Source organism: Agrobacterium vaccinii (assembly GCF_021310995.1).
Taxonomy (GTDB): domain Bacteria; phylum Pseudomonadota; class Alphaproteobacteria; order Rhizobiales; family Rhizobiaceae; genus Agrobacterium; species Agrobacterium vaccinii.
In genome coordinates, this window is record NZ_CP054151.1 from 1,204,094 (window position 1) to 1,228,562 (window position 24,469).

The following is a 24,469-nucleotide window of genomic DNA, read 5'->3' on the forward strand; positions in this document are numbered from 1 at the left end:
GACTCATCTTGCATTCTCGGACGAAATGCTTGAAGAACCTGACATCGATAACACGCCTGATGGATTAGGCTTCTACGGTAGAACCGCACGATTATGAAAATTGTTATCCTCGCCGGAGGCTATGGAACTCGTATTTCTGAAGAAAGCCATCTGCGGCCAAAGCCGATGATCGAGATCGGCGGACGACCCATCCTGTGGCATATTATGAAGGTATATAGCCATTTCGGCTTTAATGACTTTGTTATATGCCTCGGATATCGCGGATACATGATTAAGGAATATTTCGCCAACTACATTCTCCACTCGGCGGATGTAACATTTGATATGCAAAAGGGTGAGACGACATATCATGCTCGCAAAGCTGAGCCCTGGCGCGTAACACTTGTAGAAACCGGGGAAGGGTCAATGACAGGCGGGCGTCTCAAGCGTGTGGCTGACCACCTTGGAAACACGTTTTGTCTTACTTATGGCGATGGTGTTGCTGACATTGATATTCAAGCGCTCACAGACTTTCATGCCAAGCATGGGCGCGATGCTACGGTGACTAGTGTTGTGCCGCCTGGCAGGTATGGGGCATTGCTAACCAACAACGGTCAGGTCGAAAGCTTTACTGAAAAACCAGCAGGTGATAATGCGCGGATCAACGGTGGCTTCTTTGTCTTGAATCGATCTGTTTTGGATAGAATCGTTGATGATTACACATCATTTGAGGGCGCACCACTCGAAGGGCTGGCAAGAGATGGTCAACTTATGGCTTTCAACCATGATGGCTTCTGGCGGCCAATGGATACTCTCCGTGATAAAAATCAACTCGAAGAGTTATGGCAAAGTGGTAAAGCCCCGTGGAAAGTTTGGTCATGAATCGACTGCCAGACACACACTTTTGGCAGGGAAAACGCGTTTTCTTGACGGGACATTCTGGGTTTAAGGGAAGCTGGGCTAGGATTTGGCTTACCCAACTTGGGGCTCAGGTTTTTGGATATGCATTAGCGCCCTCCACCTCTCCGTCTCTCCACGCGCTTCTTGGGGGGGCAGGGCTTGCCCACGAAACAATCGCAGACTTGCGTGATACGGATCGCATGAGTGCAGCGCTTCAAAATAGTAAGCCGGATATTATTTTGCATATGGCGGCTCAGCCGCTCGTTCGCATTAGCTATGTCGAGCCAATTGAGACATTTGACGTCAATTTCATGGGCACCGCTCGTTTATTAGAAGCCGCGCGTGCTCTTGAGGAACTTAAAGCAATCCTCGTTGTCACGACAGACAAAGTCTATAGTAACGACGAAAGCGGCCGTCACTTCGTTGAAACTGATCGTTTAGGTGGGCATGATCCTTATTCGGGATCTAAAGCTGCAGCCGAAATCCTCACCGCCACTTACCGCGATTCATTCTATCTATCGAAAGGTGTAGCCGTTGCAACTGCAAGGGGCGGAAACGTCTTGGGAGGTGGTGATTTTTCTGACGACAGGCTGGTGCCGGATATCGTTCGAGCGATTCTGACTGGCAAGCCTATGGACATCCGCAGTCCCCTTGCTACTCGTCCCTGGCAGCACGTTCTTGATTGTCTAAACGGCTACTTTCTATTCTGCGAAGATCTTTTTGACGCCAAACAGCTTCCAAATTCTTTGAATTTTGGTCCTTCACCTCAAGAAGCACAAATCTCAGTAGGACGAGTCGCCTCTGCTGTTCAGAAGGCGATGGGAGCGGAGCAAAACTGGCGTGACGCGTCTGCTAGTGGTAAGCCACGAGAGATGCAAACTCTCGGACTGGATCCAGGAGAGGCGCTGAAACACCTTTCGTGGCAATCAAGGCTCAGCCAGACTGCGGCAATCGAATGGACTTCGTTTTGGTATGATCAATGGCGTAAAGGCGGCGATGCACCTGCTCTGATCAAAGGCCAAATTTATGATTTTACGAAAGACGAATGATATCATGATTAATACCTGCCGCTTTTGCTCGACACCATTGACAACAATTGTTGCCGATCTAGGCGCAACGCCTTGGTCAAATTCTTTTTTATGCGATGAAATTGATATTTCGTCCGAACGCTCGTTTCCGCTCAAAGTTATGGTGTGCTCCGAATGTTTCCTTGTGCAGACAACCGAGACCGTTTCGCCGAGTAATATTTTTAACGCTGACTATGCCTATCTCTCTTCGTTTTCGACCAGTTGGCTTGAGCACGCGAAACGTTTTGCCCAAATGATGACGGACCGTTTTAATTTAGATAGTCAATCGACGGTTATTGAGGTGGCTTCCAACGATGGATATCTGCTGCAGTATTTTCGTGACCTCGGCATCAAGGTACTCGGCGTGGAACCAGCCGCAAATGCAGCCCGGATCGCTGAGAGCCGGGGGATCCGAACAAAAGTCGCTTTTTTTGGTAAAGAGACGGCCGACGCACTTCTTGAAAGCGGTATAGCTGCGGACGTCACTGCGGCCAACAACGTCCTCGCGCATGTTCCTGATATTGCCGACTTCGTGCATGGTTTCCAAACCATCCTCAAGCCAGAAGGTGTCGCAACCTTTGAATTTCCACATCTTTTGCGGATGATAGAAGGTGTGCAGTTTGATACCATTTATCACGAGCACTACTCGTATATCTCGCTACTCGCTGCAGAGCAGATTTTTAAGGCTTGCGGCATAAAGGTTTTCGATGTCGAGGAGCTTCCAACACATGGTGGCTCGTTACGTGTGTTTGCTGAACGAGAAGATGGTAAGCGCGATCCGACCGCCCGCCTATTTGAGATGCGTGACAAGGAAAAGCATTTCGGTTTGATGGAAATGAAAACCTACAGTGAATTCGGGAAGAAAGTGGCGTCAGTTTGCGATCAATTCCGGGATTTCCTTCATAAAGCTCGGAAAGACGGGAAAGTCGTCGCTGCCTATGGCGCAGCAGCGAAAGGTAATACTTTTTTGAACGTGTGTGACGTGACTCGCGATGACATCGCGTTTGTAGTGGACCGAAGTGACTTGAAGCAAGGCAAGTTTTTGCCGGGTACTCACATACCTGTCTATCCGGTCAGTGAACTGCGGATTGCCAGACCTGATTTCGTTGTGATACTGCCGTGGAACCTGACAACGGAGATCGTTGAATCCTGTAAATATATAAGTGACTGGGGTGGGCGCTTCGTTACTGCGATTCCTTACTTAAAAATACTAGAAAGTGGCGACAGGGTCTCCGACCGGTCAACCCTTTAGAGCGTTTCCCACGCACGTGATGATAGGCCATTTGGGCCGCCCATGGTCGCCTATAAATTTGAGGACGGTCGCGGGACACGCAGTGTTGCCTGCTACCTGAGCGGCTTTAACCGCATTCTTCAGGTCGACGGACAGGCGGCCTACACAAGCCTGATGAAGGAGCAGGTCAAGGCTGGCAGCCACGAGACCATCACACCAGCTGGATACTGGGCGCATGTCCAACGCAAATTTTACGAATTGCATGACGGTGGTATCAATCAGACCGCGACCGCGTCAGTAAAAGCAATGGCCAAGCTATGGCAAGTCGAGGACGAGATCCGCGGGGAAAATGCTGAAACCCGTGCGCTGGTGCGACAGCAAAAATCGATAGCCGTTGTCGCCGACCTTTTTAACTCTGCGAGAGGGGACTGGCGAAGGTGTCCGGCAAGTCCAAGACCGCAGAAGCAATCCGCTACGCAATAAACCGCCGCCAATCTCTTGAGCGCTTTTTGGACGAAGGTTGCATCGAGATCGGCTCCAACATCGTTGAGCGCGCAATCCGCCCCAAGACAACGTAAGCGGCAAGCTGAGGCCGTTCAAGCCCTGTAGCTCCACGGCATAAGGGTATGGATTTCGCTGCTATAGCGTTTCACCTTTTGACGGAACCATATCCTGCATTTCTGATGTAGTTTGCGCATTCGTCGGGTAGGATCGTTTCGACCAGCCCGCCAATATGCCGCCAGGTATTTTCGATGCTGCGCTTCTGTGCGTGGCGCATCCAGTGCTTTATCTTCGAGAAGGCCTGTTCGATTGGATTGAGGTCCGGCGAGTAGGGTGGCAGGAACCATAGCCGAGCACCGGCAGCCGTGATCGCCTGACGGACTGCCGCGGATTTGTGGCTGCCAAGATTGTCCATGACGACGATGTCGCCTGGCTTGAGAACCGGAACCAACTGCTGTTCGACATAGGCACGAAAGCACTGACCGTTGATCGGTCCGTCGAAGACACAAGGTGCTGCCAACCGATCCTTTCTCAATGCACCGAGGAATGTCAGCGTACGCCAGTGCCCATGCGGCGCAAACGCACGCAGTCGCTTGCCTTTGGGTCCCCAGCCCCTGATGGGTGTCATGTTGGTCTTGATCCAGGTCTCATCAATGAAGACCAGCCGTTCAGGATCGAGGTGATGCTGTAAGGTCTTCCATCGCTCTCTTCTACGGGCGACATCGGCACGCGCCTGTTCAAGGGCGAACAGCGTTTTTTTTAAAGCGCAGCCCCTCGCTGCGGATGAATTTCCAAATCGTATTGTGGGAGACGGCGATGCCTCGCAAGGCAAGTTCGGCCTTCAGTCCATGCAGTGTCAGGTGTGGATTCTGAGCGAGCCGTTCGGCAATGAAGCTGCGATGTGGCTCCAGGATGCGCTTGCGGTAACCACCCATCTTGCCTGGACGAACCGATCCGGTCGCACGATGGCGCTGAGACCATTTCACCACCGAAGACGCGGCCACATCAAAGCGCGCTGCAACGGCACGGACGCTTTCGCCGCTCGACACGGCTGCGACAACACGTTCACGAAGATCATTTGATATCGGTGCGGTCATCAGATGCTGGCCTCCATCCAGCCAACATCAGTGAATCACATCAGAACTGATTTGGGAATCAAACCCGATTTAGAAAGACGTGGAAACGCTCTAGATGCACCAACCCAATCGCGAAACAACGGAATCAAAAAAGGCCCCGAACTGAGTTCGGAGCCCTTTTTATGATCGAGGCCATTATGCCCGATCAATCACGTCTTTGACTTTTTCCTTCGCGTCGCCCTTGGCCTGCTGTGCATGACCCTTGGCTTCTTGGGCTGCGCCCTTAGCTTCCATCTCGTGGTTGTCGGTTGCGTCGCCTACTGCCTGGCGAGCTTCGCCGGCGATTTCGTTGGCCTTGCCTTTAACCTTGTCCATGGTGCTACCCATCGTCGTTCTCCTTATATGAGCTGTATTGCCCGATTGGTAAAACAACGGGTTAGGGCATGTTATGGTTCCTTGGAAAATTTGTTGGCCGCTTCCATTTTGCCAATCCCGATCTGGTTGAAGGTGGCACAGTCGAACGCCATCGCCCCATTGGCAAGCGCTTGATCGAAGCTTCAGGACGTTCTTGGTTTGGCCTTTCGTTTACCTGCAGATAATGGCGCGGCTTCCTCAAACGGCATATCGCGCTGCATTGCCTCGACCCGCCGTATTTTGGCGCTGCCGATGTGGCGGCGCATCATGATTTCGGCGAGGTCGGCGTCGCGGTCGGTGATGGCGTCGTAGATGCGCTTGTGTTCGACCACGGCACGTTGACGCAGAACGAGACTGTCGTTGCGGCTGCGGTAGAGGCGCAGCAGCGGGTAAAGCTCTTCGCAGAGCAGCTTTATCAGCAGATCATTCTGGCTGGATTGCGCTATCTGAAAATGAAAGTCCCTATCGACCGTGCCCAGCGCGTTGTGCTGGCCGGGCTCCAATCCAGCAAGGCCTGCTTCGTGATGCTCGATGGTTTCGCGCAGCTTGAGGAAATCCTCTGATGTCATCTTGAAGGCTGCTTCCCGCGCGGCAAGGCCTTCCAGCATTTCTCGAACGGAAAACAGCGAAGATAATCTTTCCGGTGTCGCTTCCGTGACGCGCGCGCCCTGGTTGGCGGTGCGTGTAATTAGGCGGCGCTCCTGCAGGCGGTGCATTGCTTCGCGAAGAGGGCCACGGCTGACGCCGAAACGTTGGGCCAGTGCGGGCTCGCTGATTTTCGAACCGAGTGGAATTTCGCCCATAAGAATGGCCTCGGTCAATTGATGGAAAAGCCGTTCCGCCAGTGTTCCTTCCACTTCCATAGCGCGGTCCTGAATGCCTGCGCCCAGCGTGTTGATGCGATCCATGCTCAATGCCAACCTCGTTTATCTCGCGCGATACTAGCGCATCGGCCCGAAGACCGGAATGGATTTTCGAAGGCGGATGCGTCGATTCAATGACTTAGAGTGTCATGACCGATCATTTTTCCCTGCAAGAAGTCGATGAATGGAAGGCCCCGCGAGAACGACGTAAATGGTGCGGAAGACGTGGCAGGTCACGACGAAGGCCACCTCGATGTTGGCTGCAAAGGCGATGATGCTCATCTCGGCAAAGCCACCGGGCGCAAACGCCAGGAACAGCGCGGCAAAGGGTTGGTCGATGAGGATGCTGGTGATCTCTGCTGCCCCAAGCGCCAGAGCGATGAGGATCGAGGTCCAGAAAACGCCCTGCATCAGTGCAAGTCGTGCCTCGTGGAACTTGATGCCGGCAAACCGCGCGCCGGTGATGCAGCCGATGACGACCTGCATGCCCGCCACCAGCCACGCGGGCGGTGCAATGGCGGTGAGGCCGGTGCCGTGGGCGATGGCGCTGAATAGAAGCGGCATGATCATGATGCCGCCGAATGATCGCAGCGGTCTTCCGGCCAGATATCCGAGGCACGCGCATAACAGCAAAATCAGCCAGTCGATCGCGCCGGCAATGGCGTGATCACCGATAGGTGCAGCACCTTTTACCAGATTGACATCGGTCATCAGCGTCAAAAGAAACGGCACGGCTGAGACGACGATGATGATGCGCACGGAATGCACAAGCACCAGCTTGCGGATGTCGGCGCCGAACTGCGCGCCCAGCAATGTCATTTCTCCCAGCCCACCGGGCATCGAAGCGAATATGGCTGTCGAGCGGTCGTAGCCGAGCAAGCGAAAGAAGTAGAAGCCGCAGGTCGTAACCAGCAGAAAAAACAGGATCAGTATCGGCACCAGCATCCACCAGCCGGTGATGGTCTGGACGACCAGCGGCGTAAAGGCGCTTCCGGCCATAACGCCGATCACCGGGCGCGCGCCATCGCGAAAGATGGAGGGCAGAACCCGGCTGCGGTCGTAAAAAGACAGAAGGGCCGCACCGAACATCGCCCCCAGCGTCCACGGCAGGGGAAGATGGAGCAGGCGGAACAGAATTCCGCCTGCTACCCCAGCTGCCAGCACCAGCCCGACAGTGAGGATTTTTACCCTGGGAGGCATCAGTTCGCAGCAAGCCCCAGTTCGCCGAGGATTTCCTTGGCGCTGTCGGTCTCTTTCTTTATGAAGGCCTGATAATCGGCCTCATTCATATACATATCCAGCCAGCCGCGATCTTTTAGGATTTGCTTCCAGCGTGGTGTATCCTTCATTTTTTCTACGAAAGCGGCAAGCGTCTTGGCCTGGGTATCATCAAGGCTCTTGTGCACAGAAATGCCGCGCCAGTTGGCGAACACGACGTCAACGCCCAGTTCCCGCAGGGTCGGCGCATCGACGCCCGGCAGGCGCTCCGGCGCGGCAACGGCCAGAATTTTCATCTTCCCGGCCTGCACCTGTGTGAGGAAGTCCTGCAAGCCGCCGCCGACAACGGTCGCCTGACCGTTCAGCGCCGAAACGACGACCTCACCGGTGTTTGGGTGCGGAATGAAGTTCACCTGTTTCGGCTGAAGACCGGCCTGCTTCGCCAAGCGTGCGAAGAAGATGTTTTCGGTCGATCCCGGCGATCCGCCGCCCCAGGCAACGCTGCCCGGATTGGCCGTGAACTTGTCCATCAGGTCCTTGAAGGAGGTGAGCTCGGAATCGGCGCGGGTTGCGATGACCTCGTATTCACCCGCCAAACGCGCCAGCGGACGCACATCCGCCAATGTCACCGGGGTCTTGTTGGTCAGCGGGAAGAACACCGTGCCTGCCCCCTGCACGACAACGGCGTTGCCATTGCCTTCCTTGCTGGTCACGAATTGCGAGATGGCGACAAAGCCGCCGCCGCCGGGAATGTTGGTGACCTTGACGGATGGCGCCAGCTTTTCATGGCGCACCGTATCTTCGATGGCGCGTGCCACCTGGTCCAGCCCGCTGCCCGGTCCGCCCGGCACGGTGACGTCCAGGGTTCGGATGTTTTGTGCCGCGACGGGTAGTGCCGGTAGGGCAAGCGTGGTGGCAAAAGCTGCCAGTAACAGTCTGCGTGATATCATCGAACGTTTCCTCCCATGTCGATGGTTTCTGAAGATTGTGTGGTGGAGCGCGCATTTTGGCGCTGGACGAGGCGTGTTGCCTCCTCCCGAAACTCGATTTCATTGGCCATCATGCCATTGAGATTGACGAGTTCATTGTAGTCATCAAGCCGCATCAGCCCCGTTTCGACTGAAGACAGCGAGCCTGCCGTGGCAAGCGATCGCAAGGTTGCATCGACCGCGTGGGCGGCGGCAAACAGAGAAATGGATGGCATGCTGATGGTGGCCACGCCCTGTGCCTTCAACTCCGTGATATCGGTAAAACGCTGCTTGGCGGCCTGAGACAGGGTCGCCGCAAATTCGCAGGGGATTTCTTCCATGCAGCGGGCAATTTCCTCCGGCCTGTCGACACCTTGCGGCTTAGCGAGGTCTGCACCCGCTTCAAGATAGAGCTTACAGCGCATGATCGCTTCATCCAGCCCGAAATCGCTGCGGCTGTCAGTGCGCGCAATGATGACCAGATCGGGATCGCGGCGGGCGGCGACGGCGGCGCGTATCTTGGCGATCATTTCCTCCACGGAGATCACGTCCTTGCCCGGCAGATATCCACAGCGGTTGGGAAAGCTCTGGTCGCCGATCATGATACCGGACACGCCCGCCGTTTCGAAACTGCGAACCATCTGTGTCACATTGTGCACATCGCCGAACCCTGTGTCGGCATCCACTGATACGGGCACATTGACCGCCGCGCAGATGCGACCGTAGTGGTCGGCATAATCGCGCATGTTGGATTGCCCCATATCGGCGCCGCCCAGCATGGTGCCGATGGCGGCAAAGCCACCGCCACCGATCAGCTTGAAGCCTGCACGTTCTGCAATTCTGGCAGACAGGGCATCGTAAACGCCGGGCATGACGTGGCCTGCGCGCTCAAGGATGAGTTTTCGATATTCGGCTCTCAGCGACATGGTCATTTCCGTTCTTTCAGGGCGCTTCGGCATTGCCGGGAGCCGGGTCGTTGGACCGGCGAAGACGCATAAGGGCTGGAATAAAGATGATGGAGGCCGCCAGTGCCAGCATGAGTGCCGAGGCCGGGTGGGTCAGAAACACCGTCCAGTCACCCTGGCTGATGGCCAGCGAACGGCGCATCTGCTGTTCGATCATCGGGCCCAGAATGAGACCGAGAATGCAGGGCACGATGGGCACATCCAGAACCCGGCAGAAGAAGCCGATGATGCCGATGATCCAAAGCAGGAAGATATCGATTGCATTGCCGTTGATGCTATAGGTGCCGAGTGATGCCAGCACCAGAATGCCGCCATAGAGCCAGGGCTTGGGGATCGACAGCAGCTTCACCCAGATGCCGACCATGGGCAGGTTGAGGATGAGCAGCAGCACATTGCCGATGTAAAGGCTGGCAATTAGACCCCAGACCAGATCGCTGTTGCTTTCAAACAGCAACGGGCCGGGACGCAGGCCATATTGCTGGAAGGCGGCGAGCAGAACTGCGGCTGTCGTGGAGGTCGGAAGCCCGAGCGCCAGCAACGGAGACAAGGCACCAGCCGCCGAGGCATTGTTGGCAGCTTCCGGCCCGGCAACACCTTCGATGGCACCCTTACCGAATTCTTCGGGGTTGCGGGACAGCTTCTTTTCCAGCGTGTAAGAGAGAATTGTCGGCAATTCGCTTCCGCCTGCGGGAATGGCACCGATCGGGAAACCGATGAGCGTGCCGCGCAGCCATGGTTTCCAGGACCGAGACCAGTCCTCGCGGCTCATCCAGATAGAGCCTTTCAGCGCATGGATCTTGTCGGCCACGCCGCCTTCACGCGCCGCCACGAACAGCGTTTCGCCGACAGCGAACAGACCGACTGCCACCACCACGGTGTCGATGCCATCGAGGAGTTCGATGATGCCGAAGGTAAAGCGTTCCTGTCCGGTCTGCGGATCGAGGCCGATACAGCCGAGGAACAGGCCGAAGCAGAGTGCCGCGATACCTTTGCCGATGGACCGCCCGATGACGGTCGTCACCGTCGCCAGCGACAGGATCATCAGTGCGAAATAATCGGGCGCCGTCAAAAGCAGGGCGACATTGACCAGCAGTGGCGCTGCGAATGTCAGGCCGATGGTCGCAATCGTTCCGGCAATGAACGAGCCGATGGCAGCGGTGGCCAGCGCTTGCGCACCGCGCCCCTTTCGGGCCATGGCGTTACCATCGAGCGCCGTCATCATCGCGCCTGCTTCACCGGGCGTGTTGAGCAGAATGGAGGCTGTCGAGCCGCCGTACTGAGCGCCGTAATAGATGCCCGCAAACATGATGAAGGCCGAGATGGGATCAAGCCCAAGTGTCAGCGGCATCAGAAGCGCCACTGTGGTCGCAGGGCCGATGCCGGGCAGCACGCCGATGGCGGTTCCCAGTGTGACGCCCAGAAGCGACCAACCGATATTGGCGGGTGTGAGAGCAACGGCAAAGCCGTTCATGAGATCAAAAAAAGTATCCATTTGAGCCGGACCTACTGGTTGGCAGGAAGGATCGGCGCGAGAATGCCGAGCGGAAGATCGAGGCCGAGCCCCCAGTTGAAGGCGAAGAGAATGATGCCGGACAGCACGAGGCCGAAAACAGCATTCAGAAGCAGCCTGCGATCACCGAAAGCCCAGGCGCCAGCCATGAAGACAAGCGTTGCCATGGGCACCCAACCGGCCTTTTTGATCAGCAGCGCCTCGATCAGCACGGCTGCCGAAATGACGATGACCGGCCAGACGTTTGTTTTCTCTTCGCTATTAGTCGCGTCGGCATCGACGCTGAGGCTTTCGAGGCACATCAAAATGGCAGAGACCATGAAGCCTCCACCGATGATCATCGGGAAGACAGCGGGGCCGACGGCGTCATAGCCAAACCCGCCCTGAATGCCGCGGGCATTAAGAAACACCGCAATCCCTATTGCGAATATGGTGATGCCGAATGTGGCCAGTGGCCAGTTTCTGACAGTCATAGCTCCTCCCATGCCGTCATATTAATGTCATCTCACTTAAGCCCAAGACTTATAAATCTGTCAACACTATTTGCAATAAAATCCGATTAACGATGAATAAATGCGCTAATACCGATAGAATGTTGACATAAAATCCATGCTGTGGAAAACATGCGGCAGTGTTTCAGGGAGGTTTCACATGCATCTTCGCCCAACCGTCATATCCGGTCGTATGAGTTCGGAGCTGCGACGTCAGCTGCGGGAAGACCGCAAGCCGCTGGTCGGCATCTCAGGCGCAACGCCGCATCATGCACAACTGACGGAAGCGGCAGGCTTTCGCCTGTTCTTCCAGTCCGGCTCACAGGCAGCGGCCCACATCATGGGCATGCCGGATGCGGGCCTGATGACGTTGACAGAAGCGGTCGATAATATCCGCCGTATCTGCCAGTCCATTACCATTCCTGTCATAACCGATTGCGAAACGGGCTTTGGTAATGCGGTCAACACAACACGCGCCGTGCACGAATTCATCACTGCTGGTGTGGCGGGTTTTTTCCTTGAGGATCAGACTTTTCCCAAGCGTTGCGGCTTCACCAAGGGTGTCGAGGTTGTGTCGATCTCGGAGGCCAGCGCCAAATATCGCGCCGCTTGTGCCAAGCGCGATGAACTGGACCCTGACGTTGTCGTCATCGCCAGAACCGATTCGCGCGCAGCCGTTGGCGGCAGCGTCGATGAGGTCCTGCGTCGCTGCGAGGCCTATCTGACTTGTGGCGTCGATATGCTGATGGTGATGGCGCTTCAGAGCCGCGAAGAAATGCAGCGCGTGCTGGAAGCCTTCCCAGAGGCGGACCTTTACATCAATGCAAGCTCCATCAAGCCTGCGCTGTCGGCAGCCGAGTATGAGGCAAGCGGTGCCGCTGTCTACAATATTTCCATCTCGAAAGTTTCCCAATTGATGATGGAAGCATTTTTGCGCGATTGCAAAGAGAGAAGCGCCGACGCTTTCAACGACTTCATGGAAACCCAAAAATCTTCGAAACTCGGCACCTTCTCCTATCTCGACCTCACCGGCTTCCCGGCGGTTCTGGACATCGAAAAGCGATTTTTGCCTGAAGAAAGTCTAGCCAAATATGCGGGGTCACTGGGGGAGTATGACCCGAGGGGATAAGCTGGTCGCTCTTGTGCCGCGCCGGTGGCCGTTCGTCTAGAACGGGCCGACCAGGCGTCGGTATTCTGCTTCGGCAGGGCCATAGGTGCCGCTCGCAAAGCTCTCCAGACCCTGTCGCTCCAGTATCTTGATCTGATTTCGTTCCGCCGAAATCAGATGTTGACCCTCCAGAACATGGAGTGCGGTGGTGACGCTTTGGCGCCGCACGGCCAGCACTTCTGAAATGAACGCGTGTGTGAGGCCGATGGCCTCGCCATTCGATCTGTCATGGCACATCAGCAGCCAGCGAGCGAGGCGCTGCTCGATGTTGTCAGTGGCGTTGGAAAGCGCTGTAAACGCCGTCTGAACGGACATCACCTGAGCAAATCTTAACAGCAGGGATCGAAGATTGAAGCTCTGCTCCATGGCATGGGACACATGGATGCTCTGGATTCTGTAGCCGTATCCGGCAACCTGCATGAATGTCGAATAGGGCGCGGTCGGATCGTGCATGATGAGCGAGGTCGGAAACATGCCTTCCGAACCAAAAATGCCGATCTCTGCCTTCCGACCTCCGCTGACTTGCGCAACGACGGACGCTATTCCTCGGTCGAGAAAATAACAGTAGTTGGCAATCTTGCCGGATGACGAGAGCTCATACAGCCTCGGCAGTTCCAGCGCTTCCAGATGGGGGGCAAGACGGGAGAAATCGACCGGGTCCAACGCCGAGAGGAGTTTATTATGAACCGTCGATTGTTGAAGATTGCTCATATTCTTAACCTCAGTGAGGGCAAGAGCAATGATCATCTCCTAGCCGTTCGCGCCATGAAGTTGCGAACGATGAGTCGCTTTAAGCCATTGGCGTGGCGGATGTATGGCGGCCTTGGAGATCACTATGCAAGGCCTCCAGACTCCATGTCCGAAATGGGACAATTCGGCATGACTTTTAATAGAAATCGCTTGATATCACAGATTACAACTTCGATCTGTGAAGTTATAGCCACGGCAATTTTTAGTAACCTTAAGTCTCAAAAACTGTGTTGTGGATATACTGTTTCCGGCTCGTTCCCGTTGTATTCTCTTATCGGCCGCAAAACATTAGAAATAACTAATTAAATACTTGCGCCTGCTACGTTGCAATGAAAACCGCACCTTACGCAACGGCAGACGCTGATACTCAGTCCGAAATCGGACGAACACAAAAGGCTGGGTGTTTGAAACCCATGCGAGCATTGCTCAACTGTGGTACGTGAACACCGTTACGTCAGGCAGACGACTCAGTTGCCAACGGATGCTGCGGTATCCCGAAAATATCGTAGAGCGTCGCGAGGAGATGAATAGCTGCCGAGGAATTGCAGGAGTAATAAATCGTCTGCGCATCTCGCCGTGTACTGACGAGATTGGCATCACGAAGTTTTCCCAGATGCTGTGACAAGGCAGACTGGCTGAGGTTCACCATCTCGGCCAGCTGACCGACGGGCACCTCCCGCTGGCTTATAATATCGAGAATATGCAGGCGCTTTGCATTGGCCATCGCTGCCAAAATGCCCGCAGAATCCAGTACCGCACGGTCATCGGAGAACGTAGTTTTCATAGGCAATTCCCGTCACGGGAGGACGTCGTTCAAATTGAAAAGAAGCGATACGAGAACCAGTGCGCATGCGAATCACTTCGCTTTCGCATGTGACCGCTTATCCAGCGGTGAAACGAAGAGTGTCACCTTCCGAGCTCGTATGCAATACAAGTAATCACATATATGTCCGATATCGGACATTGTGCGAGCCATAAGCGACATGCCCTTGGCGCGGTCGTCAGTCTAGCGACACAAGCTTACGCAGCGAAGCAATGACATGGTCTGGCTGATACGGTTTAGGGATGAAATGTTCTCCGATACCGAGCGTCTGGTCGCGCAAATGGTGATGACGGGATGTCATGATGATCTTGATCGGTGGCCATCGATCCCTCACAAACGCTGCAAGTTTCAGGCCGTCTACATCACCGGGAATATCGATGTCGGTAAACAGGACGCTAATGGCAGGGTTGATTGCCAACACGACGATCGCTTCCGTTGCGTTTGCAGCCTCAAAGACCTCGAAGCCCTCTGCTTCCAAATCCGCAACGATAGCAGATCGAATGAGTGCCTCGTTCTCAACGACGAGTACGGCAATCCGGTCCTGGGGCACGAAGGTCTCGCTTCGGTAGGAGGCAATTCACGAATGGTGGTGTACACCACTTTAATGTCCTTTATCGGACATTAAAGATCCGACCTCGAATAGGTTCCACCTTATCTTTCCGCCAGGCCTATGGTTTTCGCCAATGAGACGCAATCCGTGCCACGACGGCACAACGCCGGTATGGTGCTGAATGGCGCGCGATGCAGTTATTTGGAGGGGCATTTGTGAGAAGGTGTGTGCACAGACGACCAACGTCTGCCGCGCTAGGGCACTTGAGCACAATAGCGCAATCGATCACCAGCCCTATATGGCGATCATTCAGAACCCCGTGACTCGCCTCTGGCAGACGCGATTCTGCAATGAGACCGGAGCTGGCCCGTTCACCTAGTCTGTCACCGTAGGATGAGTCGCGCTGACGTTGATGAAACAACACGCGGCGCGGGTTCTGACGGAGTTGGTATCTCCAACACCACAACGCAAACGCCATCGGCTCGGCACTCATTGCGAGGCCAAGGCCGACGGAATTAATGACGCACAATTACAAGCAGGATTCAAATCTGAATCCCACTTGTGATTCGACGGTCTTCTCGCACTTGCCAAGGGGCGCGTGCGGTCATGACGAAGTGCTGATCGAGTGCTTAGGTCGTAGAAGCAGGCTTGGCCTGTGGAGCAGGCCGCTGCTTCTTCGGTGCTACGATGCCCAGCTCGCGGTTCAGCTTCTTCTGAGCGAGTTTACGGACTCTGCGGATGCCTTCAGCCTTTTCGCGGGCGCGCTTGACTGATGGCTTCTCATAGCTTTCACGGAGACGCATTTCACGGAACACGCCTTCCTGTTGAAGGCGCTTCTTCAGTACGCGTAGCGCCTGATCGACATTGTTATCACGGACGAGGACTTGCAAGCTTTAGCTCCTGGGTAACATTCTGGCAATTATGCACAGTCCATACCCTGCGATTGGGGCTTTTGGCAAGTGTATCGTCACATACTGAGCATAACATTGCGTAATGAACGTGCGATTGGAGGGTAAATAGGGTGAGAGCGGAGGCCACACTAGGGTGCTGGTGGCTTCGGGGGCTCCGGAACCAGCTTGAAAACCAGGGGCGCACTGATACGCCTCGGCGTTTGCGGCATGTCCTTGGTGAAGGGAAGAAAGGGTACGGCCTTGGCGGGAATCTCCAATGCAGCCGCGTCAAGGGCGTCATCCCCGGACCCCTCCATAAGACGCACATCGGAGACCGACCCGTTGGACTTGATGGTAAAGTCAATTTTTAAGGCGTAGTCCCCCACAATTCCGCGCTTGCGAGCTGCATTCGCGATTGGAATCGAAGCGCGTCTCAGTCGCGTACTCACATATCTGTTCCACTCAGTCGCGTTTTGCGGCAGCGGTGCGGACGGCGCTTCCGCGGAAGTCGCTGAAATATCTGCAGTAAATGGTAAGGCGAGCGCCAGCATCATAACTAAACCGACTCTAGACAGCTTCATCTCGATCCTATCAGCAGTTGTATACGATCCCACCACACTACATCGCATAGCCCGCTCGGCACAACATTTGTCGAGCCCTGATTGCGGTTCAAAGATCAGCCGGCTGCCATCGTCTTTGCCTCCACACCAATCGTAATTGCCAGCATCAGCGCGACGACACTTGCGGTGATGAACGCCAGAATGAAAGCGCCCGTCGCCCTGACCGCGCCCATGTGCATATCCCTGATAAACCATCGTATCTGCGCCTGCGCGTACCACGCTATGGCAATCGTCAGCGTCATCGCACCAATCATCATCCCCTGTGCGTGGGGCATGAACATGAAGTCAAATCCCAGGCCCACGACAAATGCAAAGGGTGCCGCGACATAACACTGACTGAAAAAGGGTGGCCGCAGTGAATTCCGGGTGATTCTCGCCGACCGCTGTCGCAGCGCGGTAACAGACATGCAAAGCGGAAAAATCCCGAACACCACGCCGCGGGCGATGAGCAGGTTGGAACCAGACCCCAGTTCCTTGGCGGCAGCGGCTGTATCATAGGCAGAGGGAAAAGCGGATGAGATGCCCTGTGACAGGAGCAGTGTGATCAGCAGAAACAGGGGAGGGCTCAAGGTATCGTCGTACTGATCTTCAAGCCGGTCGGCGAGCTCCGTATCAGCATAGCGCATCATGCTCAGCGGCCTGACGACAGATCGCCACATGGTGAGCGGGTAAAACAGCAGCCATGTGACCAGCTCGTAAAGCAGCTCTTCAAGCGACTTCAGAAGTTTCATAAAATCCAAATCCGCCTCCTGTCACCGCTGCCGGTCTTTTAAGTAGCTCGTCTGTTAGAGATTGCGAATACGGAAATGCGGTCCATGATTCAAATATCCATCGGAGCGTGCGGTAATGCATCTACTCGATGCTCGGCATCGTAATGGACTGCATACGCTACCTGTGCCGTCCGCCGATTTCTCCAACACAGTTTGAATATCGTCTTAATATCCGGAGTTGACGGGATATCGATGAAGCATGCAAGGCTGTAATATTCTTTGCTACTAATTTTCTGATGTGTCACTTGACGCGAGCACCCTCAATGGTTACAGAAAATAAAACAACAACCTTTGAGGGTATTGATATGGATCCCATGCTCGGAATGATTTACTTGCTCCCGTTTTCATGGGCCCCGAACGGTTATAGCGTCTGCCAGGGGCAGACTGTCCAGGTCATGCAGTATCAGGGGCTCTATTCGCTTATTGGGGAAACTTATGGTGGTAGTCTTGTCAACAGTAATTTCATGCTGCCGGATTTGCGCGGCAGAGTGCCGCTGGGGGCGGGCGTGAGCCCTACTCTTGGAACTTTCCCCTTCGCAAGTTCCCAGGGCGAAACCGCGCATACGCTTACTCAGGCCCAAATGCCTGTTCACAGCCATCAAGCCAGCTTCGCTCCTGTCTTAACAGAGCAGAATGTAACAATTCCAGACGTTCCAAGTACTCTCAATGTTGCCGTTGATGTGGATGTTTACGGTGCTGTCGGCGATGCAAATTTACCAAGCAGCACGAACAATATGTTGTCCGGCGTTGCCAGTACAAACAACAGAATGTACGCCTCCCCCAAGACTGCCGATCTCGTGAAGTTGAGCAACGTCAACACGAAGGTCACCGGCGATGCAGGTTCACCCGGCGCTACGGTAAAAATCAACGCTCTCACAGGCGGTGCCGTGACCATAGCTGCGGCGGGCCAGAGCGAGTCGGTTTCCCTGATGCAACCGTATCTCGCCATGAACTTCGTCATCGCTATGGTCGGCATTTATCCGGATCGACCATGACGCTGGACATTGCAACGATAAGGGCTTCATTGCTTCAACCCTATGTCGGGGAACTGTTCCAGATGGTGCATTCCACCGATCTCGCCATCCCCGTGCAGTTGAAACGATGCAGTGAATTTCCCGAAGGAAAGATGCAGGGTACACCTCGAACGCCATTTTCACTGGAGTTCGAGGCTAAAGATGAAACTGTGCCGCCATTTCAATGGGGGGACTTCTCGTTTTTTCATCCCGATGTTCCCGCCATTGGACCGGTTTACGTTTCGCGTATCCTGAACCCTACAGCCCCGACCAGGGCTCTGTTTCAAGTTGTATTTGGCTAAAACAATGGAGCAGCCAACATGGCAGCACTGAACGGCTCATTTCCGTTGCCCGGCAATCTGGCTTTGCGGTTTGTCCAGGCTCAGGATCAGCCATTTCTGTTGCAATTGCTTATCGAGGCCAGGCCGTGGCTGTCCTGGGTTGATGGCAAGCCGGATTTTTTACGCATGTTGCACAAGCAACAATTCGATACTCTGCGCGAAGGGCTGGGCAACGCCTACCCTGAGCATATGGACATGGTTATTGAAGATAATTGCAACCGCGTTGGAAGACTTGTCGTTTCGCTGGGCTACAGCAACTGGCGCCTGTCGGAGTTGCAAGTCATGACCGCAGCCCGAGGTAAAGGCATTGGGACCAAAGTGGTGCGAGGGCTTCAGGCCGCCGCTGAAAATATGGACATTCCGATCACTCTTTCCACGCCCATGTTTGGCACAAGCGCCAGACACATCTACGAACGCCTTGGCTTTCAGCTAACAGGCACTGAACCTCCACACTACCACATGCGATGGTTACCCCGCCCACAGGTTGTATCGAAGATGCAACAGTAGAAAAAACTAATGCAATTTTTTCGAAACCAAAATACCACCTGTACTAGAAATCAGCAAATTACGTGATAGTAATTTTTGAGATATGGGGCAGTGGGATAACGACTCGTGGTTGCGGTTCCGCGTGTATTTTGGGGAAGTTTCTTGCAGAAGAAAACGTCTAACGATGCGTTTCATAAGGTCGCGTCTGCTCTTTCGTTTCCGACGCGAAAATCGGCTAAATTTCTTCTGTCTTTGGCCATTGTCTTTGGTGTCGCGGGCCAGGCGAAAGCTCTGAGTTGTCAGGATGTGAACTCGGACTGGAGCAGTGGCGTAACAGTAGCGAATGGCTCTACTAGTATATATACAGAATATGAATTTAACGCTGGTGACAAATTAAGCTGGACGGTCACGTTTACAGGGACTGGTTCGGAAAATAACTATGCAGCCGCTGCAATTGATGTGTATGATTACGGCATCGTTCTAAATGCTAGTAATGCATCTGGAAATGATACTGTCTCTTCAAGCTTCGTATTACCATCTGATTCGGGGGCCGAAGTCAGTCTGACTGGACCGGTCAATACTGGCGCTACCCTCATACTGACGTGTGCAACGGCTTCATCCGACGCAACACTGTCAGCACTTGCGCTCGACAACGGCAGCTTAGATCCTGGCTTTTCGTCTGCGACAACCAGCTACACGGTCTCAGTCGCCAATTCAGTAAGCTCTATCGCCATCACCCCAACGGCCAATGATGGGAACTCAACCATAACAGTAAAGGGCGTAGCGGTCACATCCGGTGCCGCATCATCCTCCATCCCCCTCAACGTGGGTACCAACGCAATCCCTGTTGTGGTGACGCCGGAATATGGCAGTTCAAAAACCTACACAGTCACGGTTACGCGCGAAGCGGGCCCCGTTATGTCATCCATATCTCCCGACAGCGGTTCCACCAATGGTGCAACATCCGTCTCGATCACTGGCACCAATCTCGCCACCATCAATAGCGTCAAATTCGGAACGGAAGCTGCCACAAATTTCACCGTCAACAGCGCAACATCCATCAGCGCAACCACGCCAGCTCATGTGTCTGGTGCTGTCGATGTCGTTCTGTCGGATGGAATGAACACGGCGACGCTCTCAAGCGGATTCACGTATAATGCCGCAACTTTCACCTTCTCGCCACCCGCAGGAGCCCTGACAGCAGGTACTGTGGGAACAGCCTATAACGCGACCATCGCGGCCTCGGGCGGTACGGCGTCCTACACATACGAGGTCACATCAGGTGAACTTCCCGTAGGCCTCGACCTCAACTCCTCGACCGGCGTCATTTCCGGCACCCCGACAGCAGCTGAAAGCGCGACCTTCACCATTACCGCAAAGGATGCAAACGCCGCGACAAGCCCGGCGGTCTACACGCTGGTGATTGGGGTTCAAGCTCCTGTGGCTAACGCCGTTTCAGAGACGGTGGCTGCCAACTCGTCGGCCAATGCCATCACCCTCAACATAACAGGTGGCGCAGCCGCTTTGGTCGCCGTCGATACGCAAGCCAGCCACGGCACGGCAACGGCATCCGGCACTACCATCACCTACACGCCGACGGCAGGCTATTCCGGCACTGACAGCTTCACCTACACGGCGACGAATGCGACGGGCACGTCGTCACCGGCGACCGTCTCCATCACCGTGTCCGCCCCGACCTCGTTCACCTTCTCGCCACCGGCAGGAGCTCTGACCGGAGGCACGGTAGGCACAGCCTATAACGTGACCATCGCGGCATCGGGCGGTACAGCGTCTTACACATACGAGGTCACATCAGGTGAACTTCCCGCAGGCCTCGACCTCAACTCCTCAACTGGCGTCATTTCCGGCACCCCGACCACAGCTGAAAACGCGAGCTTCACCATCACCGCAAAGGATGCAAACACTGCACAAGACTTGGCGGCCTATACGCTGGTGATTGGGGTTCAAGCTCCTGTGGCGAACGCCGTCTCGAAAACAGTGGCTGCCAACTCGTCGGCCAATGCCATCACTCTCAACATAACAGGTGGCGCAGCCGCTTCGGTCGCCGTTGATACGCAAGCCAGCCATGGCACGGCAACGGCATCCGGCACCGCCATCACCTACACGCCGACGGCAGGCTATTCCGGCACTGACAGCTTTACCTACACGGCGACGAATGCGACGGGCACGTCGTCACCGGCGACCGTCTCCATCACCGTGTCGGCCCCGACCTCGTTCACCTTCTCTCCACCCCGGGGCGCCCTGACAGCAGGCACTGTGGGCACAGCCTATAACGTGACCATCGCGGCATCTGGCGGTACAGCGTCCTACACATACGAGGTCACATTAGGTGAGCTACCAGCAGGCCTCGACCTCAACTCCTCGACCGGCGTCATTTCCGGCACCCCGATAGCGGCTGAAAACGCGAGCTTCACCATCACCGCAAAGGATGCAAACACTGCACAAGACTCGGCGGCCTATACGCTGGTGATTGGGGTTCAAGCTCCTGTGGCTAACGCCGTTTCAGAGACGGTGGCTGCCAACTCATCGGCCAACGCCATCACCCTCAACATAACAGGTGGCGCAGCCGCATCGGTTACCGTCGATACGCAAGCCAGCCACGGCACGGCAACGGCATCCGGCACCGCCATCACCTACACGCCGACGGCAGGCTATTCCGGCACTGACAGCTTTGCCTACACGGCGACGAATGCGACGGGCACGTCGTCACCGGCGACCGTCTCGATCACAGTATCTCCTCCGACCTCCTTTACCTTCTCTCCACCCCGGGGCGCCCTGACAGCAGGCACTGTGGGCACGGCCTATAACGTGACCATCGCGGCCTCGGGCGGTACGGCGTCCTACACATACGAGGTCACATTAGGTGAGCTACCAGCAGGCCTCGATCTCAACTCCTCGACCGGCGTCATTTCCGGCACCCCGACAGCAGCTGAAAACGCGAGCTTCACCATCACCGCAAAGGATGCAAACGCCGCGACAAGCCCGGCGGTCTACACGCTGGTGATTGGGGTTCAAGCTCCTATGGCAAACGCCGTTTCAGAGACGGTGGCGGCCAACTCGTCCGCCAATACCATCACCCTCGACATAACAGGTGGTGCTGCCGCTTTGGTCGCCGTTGATACGCAAGCCAGCCACGGCACGGCAACGGCATCCGGCACTACCATCACCTACACGCCGACGGCAGGCTATTCCGGTACTGACAGCTTCACCTACACAGCGACGAATGCGACGGGCACGTCGTCACCGGCGACCGTCTCCATCACCGTGTCGGCCCCGACCTCGTTCACCTTCTCTCCACCCCGGGGCGCCCTGACAGCAGGCACTGTGGGCACGGCCTATAACGAGACAATCGCGGCATCTGGCGGTACAGCGTCCTACACATACGAGGTCACATCAGGTGAACTTCCCGCAGGCCTCGACCTCAACTCCTCAACCGGCGTCATATCCGGCACCCCGACAGTGGCTGAAAGCGCGACCTTCACCATTACCGCAAAGGATGCAAACACTGCACAAGACTCTGCGGCCTATACGCTGAGCGTCGTCATCGCTACGGCAGAAGATCTCGTTCTGTCTCCCTCTGAAGGTAATCTGACGGATGCGATGGCTGGAGAAACATACAATCAACAGATCACGGTCTCAGGCGGAACCGCCCCTTTCGCCTTCAATGTCATTTCGGGCACCTTGCCGGATGGGCTCACATTGAGCACATCCGGCTTATTGTCCGGTACATTGGCTGACAACACGCAGAACGACTATGTTTTCGAGGTCCAGGTCAGGGACGCGCAAAACATGATCGGAAAAGCTCGATACAATCTGACGGTAAAGGAGCAATCCGTTCAGGTTGTAAGCCAGACGATCACTGTCGAGGCGGGTTCCTCTCCCCCAGATACGCGTCTCGACAAGAATGCGACCGGCGGTCCCTTCGATAGTGGAGAGCTTGTTTCCGTCGTGCCGTCGAATGCGGGCAGGGCTGTTCTCACCATGGGTGACTATGCACAATCCGGTCCGGTTTCTCCGGTTGGCTGGTATCTGAAGTTTACTCCGACGCCGGGCTTTTCCGGGCCTGTCGTGATCACCTTCAGCCTCACGAGCGGCCTTGGCAGCAGCACGGGAACCGTGACCTATAACCTTGGTTACAATCCAGCCGAGGTCGCAACCGAGATCGATGGCCTCGTCAGGGATTTTGTGAGATCGCGACAAAGCATGATCTCATCAGCCATCAACGTGCCGGGTCTTCTGGAAAGACGGAACGCAGAGAACGCGAACGAGCCGGTGACGACGAGGATATCTCCCTCTTCCAATGGTATGACAATCGGCTTTTCAACCAGCTTTGCCCAAATTGAGGCCTATCGAAACGGTGCTGGCGATGCTTCCGGGCAATCCCTCGGCGGAATATCGTCGTCGCCATTCAATGTCTGGCTGAGCGGTGCATTTCTGATGCACAATCGCGATGATGACGACGATCGCAGGTGGGGTAGTTTTGGCATGCTCTCGGCGGGCGCTGATTACCTGATCACCGACAAGGCACTCGTCGGTCTATCGTTCCACCTGGATAGAATGACCGATCCGACCGATGCGGATGCAAAACTTACGGGCAATGGCTGGCTGGTAGGGCCCTATAGCTCACTGGAGATTGGCAAGGGCGTGTATTGGGATACCAGTATTCTCTACGGCGGTTCGGCCAACGACATCGACACCGCCTTCTGGGACGGGACCTTCGACACCAAGCGCTGGATGGCTGATACGGCGATCAAGGGGCAATGGCGTTTGGATGAGGTAACTGTGCTGACGCCCAAGTTACGCGCTGTCTATCTCTCCGAACAAGTCGACGATTACACTGTGTCCAATGCCGCAGGCGATGAGTTGACCCTCGATGGCTTCACTTCCGAGCAACTGCGAGTGAGCCTTGGCGCCGAAGTGGCGCGAAAGTTCACGCTGAGCAATGATACCACGCTGACCCCGAAGATTGGCCTCACAGGCGGGTTCGCTGGCCTTGACGGGTCCGGTGCTTTTGGCACGGTGTCGACGGGAATATCATTGGCAACTCCCGACGATTGGAACCTCGATTTTAGCCTGCTTTTCAATGTGGAAGGCGATGGCGACAGATATGGAGGGGCACGCGCAAGGATGAGTAAGCGATTCTGATCTGAGGTTCTCACCGGGAAAAAGGGTTTCGGCGGTTGCCGGTGCCTGTCCTGCTTTCCAAGCGTTGAGCACACCGAAGCATTCACGCGGCGCGTAGCGTCCGTGATGTGCAGTCGTTCAGACCCGGAGGACACACGCAAATGCGGTGATGTCTCTGGTATGGTGGTCTTCGTGTCCGCATTTGCGTGGCCACTGGTTGTTCCGTTCGTCCGTTTCCTCAGCATAAGCCGAGGGGAGGGTTTGCTGAGGCGTTATGGCTCCCATACAAACCCTCCATCCGTCTCGCCACGCAACCAGACATCTTGGCTTGCCGGAGCTCTCGATGGGTCCGGGGCCGTCGGCTGGGGTCGTGGCACCGATGTCTCGGTTTCGACCGCACGTTCCGGCCAAACCCCAAACACCACTTCCAGCCGCCACGATGTCTCGCGATACACCCTGACGATGGAAGCGAGGCAATTGTAGGCACAGCTTCGGGGACCATTGAGAAAGCTTTTGTCGATTTTTTGCGTTTTTTTGATAAATCTTTGATTTTGAATGGATTTTTTTCAAGTAACAGTCAGAGACGGCATCGCCTGATCTATCGGCTTCTAACGCGGGAAGGCTCGAAGATTCTTCAATGCGTTGATTTTATTTATTTTTTTGATTTTCGAGTGAAACTCATGGATGACGTGGAGAAGGAGCCGCGGTTTACCAAAAGCTCACGCAGGTT

Annotated in this window: 22 protein-coding genes and 2 pseudogenes; 10 read left to right on the forward strand and 14 right to left on the reverse strand. The window is 55.3% G+C overall.

Annotation, left to right across the window (positions count from 1 at the left end):
* Window positions 1–93: 93 nt before the first annotated feature.
* The 4 genes and pseudogenes from rfbF (at window position 94) to HRR99_RS20725 (ending at window position 3,755) form a co-directional block, all read left to right on the forward strand.
* Window positions 94–861: a glucose-1-phosphate cytidylyltransferase gene (gene rfbF / locus HRR99_RS20710; protein ID WP_233124697.1), complete on the forward strand. Its 768-nt coding sequence runs from the start codon at window positions 94–96 to the stop codon at window positions 859–861.
* Window positions 858–1,928: a CDP-glucose 4,6-dehydratase gene (gene rfbG, locus HRR99_RS20715; RefSeq protein WP_233124698.1), complete on the forward strand. Its 1,071-nt coding sequence runs from the start codon at window positions 858–860 to the stop codon at window positions 1,926–1,928. Before rfbF ends, rfbG begins: the two co-directional genes overlap by 4 nt.
* Before the next feature lie 4 nt (window positions 1,929–1,932).
* On the forward strand, window positions 1,933–3,198 hold the full coding sequence (locus HRR99_RS20720; protein ID WP_233124699.1) for a class I SAM-dependent methyltransferase: 1,266 nt from the start codon (window positions 1,933–1,935) through the stop codon (window positions 3,196–3,198).
* Between the two features lie 42 nt (window positions 3,199–3,240).
* Window positions 3,241–3,755: pseudogene (locus HRR99_RS20725) on the forward strand (IS66 family transposase).
* Between the two features lie 71 nt (window positions 3,756–3,826).
* Here the strand turns inward: HRR99_RS20725 and HRR99_RS20730 are convergent.
* The 8 genes from HRR99_RS20730 to HRR99_RS20765 all read right to left on the reverse strand — a co-directional run bounded on the left by HRR99_RS20730 (window position 3,827) and on the right by HRR99_RS20765 (window position 11,165).
* A protein-coding gene (locus tag HRR99_RS20730) for an IS630 family transposase (RefSeq protein ID WP_233124701.1) occupies window positions 3,827–4,775 on the reverse strand; the annotation gives its coding sequence in 2 pieces (ribosomal slippage) (window positions 3,827–4,438 and window positions 4,440–4,775; 948 coding nt in all).
* A 174-nt stretch (window positions 4,776–4,949) separates the two neighbouring features.
* Entirely contained in the window at window positions 4,950–5,141 is a 192-nt protein-coding gene (locus HRR99_RS20735) for a CsbD family protein (protein WP_233124702.1), read from the reverse strand.
* Window positions 5,142–5,311: 170 nt separating this feature from the next.
* On the reverse strand, window positions 5,312–6,076 hold the full coding sequence (locus HRR99_RS20740) for a GntR family transcriptional regulator (RefSeq protein WP_233124991.1): 765 nt from the start codon (window positions 6,074–6,076) through the stop codon (window positions 5,312–5,314).
* Between the two features lie 102 nt (window positions 6,077–6,178).
* A complete protein-coding gene (locus tag HRR99_RS20745) occupies window positions 6,179–7,231 on the reverse strand; it encodes an AbrB family transcriptional regulator (protein ID WP_233124703.1) in 1,053 nt (350 codons plus the stop codon).
* A complete protein-coding gene (locus tag HRR99_RS20750) occupies window positions 7,231–8,199 on the reverse strand; it encodes a Bug family tripartite tricarboxylate transporter substrate binding protein (RefSeq protein WP_233124704.1) in 969 nt (322 codons plus the stop codon). The genes HRR99_RS20745 and HRR99_RS20750 overlap by 1 nt, the downstream gene beginning before the upstream one ends.
* Window positions 8,196–9,143, reverse strand: a complete 948-nt coding sequence (locus tag HRR99_RS20755) for an isocitrate lyase/PEP mutase family protein (RefSeq protein WP_233124705.1) — start codon at window positions 9,141–9,143, stop codon at window positions 8,196–8,198. The genes HRR99_RS20750 and HRR99_RS20755 overlap by 4 nt, the downstream gene beginning before the upstream one ends.
* A gap of 16 nt (window positions 9,144–9,159) precedes the next feature.
* A complete protein-coding gene (locus HRR99_RS20760; RefSeq protein ID WP_111841671.1) occupies window positions 9,160–10,674 on the reverse strand; it encodes a tripartite tricarboxylate transporter permease in 1,515 nt (504 codons plus the stop codon).
* 11 nt (window positions 10,675–10,685) lie between these two features.
* Window positions 10,686–11,165: a tripartite tricarboxylate transporter TctB family protein gene (locus HRR99_RS20765; RefSeq protein WP_233124706.1), complete on the reverse strand. Its 480-nt coding sequence runs from the start codon at window positions 11,163–11,165 to the stop codon at window positions 10,686–10,688.
* Window positions 11,166–11,343: 178 nt separating this feature from the next.
* Between HRR99_RS20765 and HRR99_RS20770 the strand changes: the two genes are divergently transcribed.
* Window positions 11,344–12,312 carry an isocitrate lyase/PEP mutase family protein gene (locus HRR99_RS20770; RefSeq protein WP_233124707.1) on the forward strand — a complete coding sequence of 323 codons (969 nt, stop codon included), beginning with the start codon at window positions 11,344–11,346 and terminating at the stop codon, window positions 12,310–12,312.
* Between the two features lie 36 nt (window positions 12,313–12,348).
* On the opposite strand, the gene HRR99_RS20775 is transcribed toward HRR99_RS20770, so the two are convergent.
* The 6 genes from HRR99_RS20775 to HRR99_RS20795 form a co-directional block, all read right to left on the reverse strand.
* A complete protein-coding gene (locus HRR99_RS20775; RefSeq protein WP_233124708.1) occupies window positions 12,349–13,062 on the reverse strand; it encodes a Crp/Fnr family transcriptional regulator in 714 nt (237 codons plus the stop codon).
* A 493-nt stretch (window positions 13,063–13,555) separates the two neighbouring features.
* Entirely contained in the window at window positions 13,556–13,885 is a 330-nt protein-coding gene (locus HRR99_RS20780; protein WP_233124709.1) for an ArsR/SmtB family transcription factor, read from the reverse strand.
* Between the two features lie 217 nt (window positions 13,886–14,102).
* Window positions 14,103–14,474 carry a response regulator gene (locus tag HRR99_RS20785; protein WP_233124710.1) on the reverse strand — a complete coding sequence of 124 codons (372 nt, stop codon included), beginning with the start codon at window positions 14,472–14,474 and terminating at the stop codon, window positions 14,103–14,105.
* Between the two features lie 629 nt (window positions 14,475–15,103).
* A complete protein-coding gene (gene rpsU / locus HRR99_RS20790) occupies window positions 15,104–15,364 on the reverse strand; it encodes a 30S ribosomal protein S21 (RefSeq protein WP_111841677.1) in 261 nt (86 codons plus the stop codon).
* A gap of 149 nt (window positions 15,365–15,513) precedes the next feature.
* The gene (locus tag HRR99_RS23300; protein ID WP_422387353.1) at window positions 15,514–15,993 is read right to left on the reverse strand and encodes an energy transducer TonB; all 480 of its coding nucleotides are present in this window, start codon (window positions 15,991–15,993) and stop codon (window positions 15,514–15,516) included.
* Between the two features lie 47 nt (window positions 15,994–16,040).
* Entirely contained in the window at window positions 16,041–16,715 is a 675-nt protein-coding gene (locus HRR99_RS20795) for a permease (RefSeq protein WP_233124711.1), read from the reverse strand.
* Between the two features lie 302 nt (window positions 16,716–17,017).
* On the opposite strand from HRR99_RS20795, the gene HRR99_RS20800 reads away from it, so the two are divergent.
* The 5 genes and pseudogenes from HRR99_RS20800 to HRR99_RS20815 all read left to right on the forward strand — a co-directional run bounded on the left by HRR99_RS20800 (window position 17,018) and on the right by HRR99_RS20815 (window position 23,760).
* Complete coding sequence (locus HRR99_RS20800) at window positions 17,018–17,749, forward strand: phage tail protein (RefSeq protein WP_233124712.1); 732 nt, start codon at window positions 17,018–17,020, stop codon at window positions 17,747–17,749.
* Complete coding sequence (locus HRR99_RS20805; protein WP_233124713.1) at window positions 17,746–18,069, forward strand: DUF6916 family protein; 324 nt, start codon at window positions 17,746–17,748, stop codon at window positions 18,067–18,069. Before HRR99_RS20800 ends, HRR99_RS20805 begins: the two co-directional genes overlap by 4 nt.
* A gap of 18 nt (window positions 18,070–18,087) precedes the next feature.
* On the forward strand, window positions 18,088–18,615 hold the full coding sequence (locus HRR99_RS20810; RefSeq protein WP_233124714.1) for a GNAT family N-acetyltransferase: 528 nt from the start codon (window positions 18,088–18,090) through the stop codon (window positions 18,613–18,615).
* Window positions 18,616–19,053: 438 nt separating this feature from the next.
* Window positions 19,054–19,488, forward strand: a pseudogene (locus tag HRR99_RS23305) (cadherin-like beta sandwich domain-containing protein); the annotation flags it as partial.
* Window positions 19,489–19,512: 24 nt separating this feature from the next.
* Entirely contained in the window at window positions 19,513–23,760 is a 4,248-nt protein-coding gene (locus tag HRR99_RS20815; protein WP_233124715.1) for a beta strand repeat-containing protein, read from the forward strand.
* Window positions 23,761–24,469 lie beyond the last annotated feature (709 nt).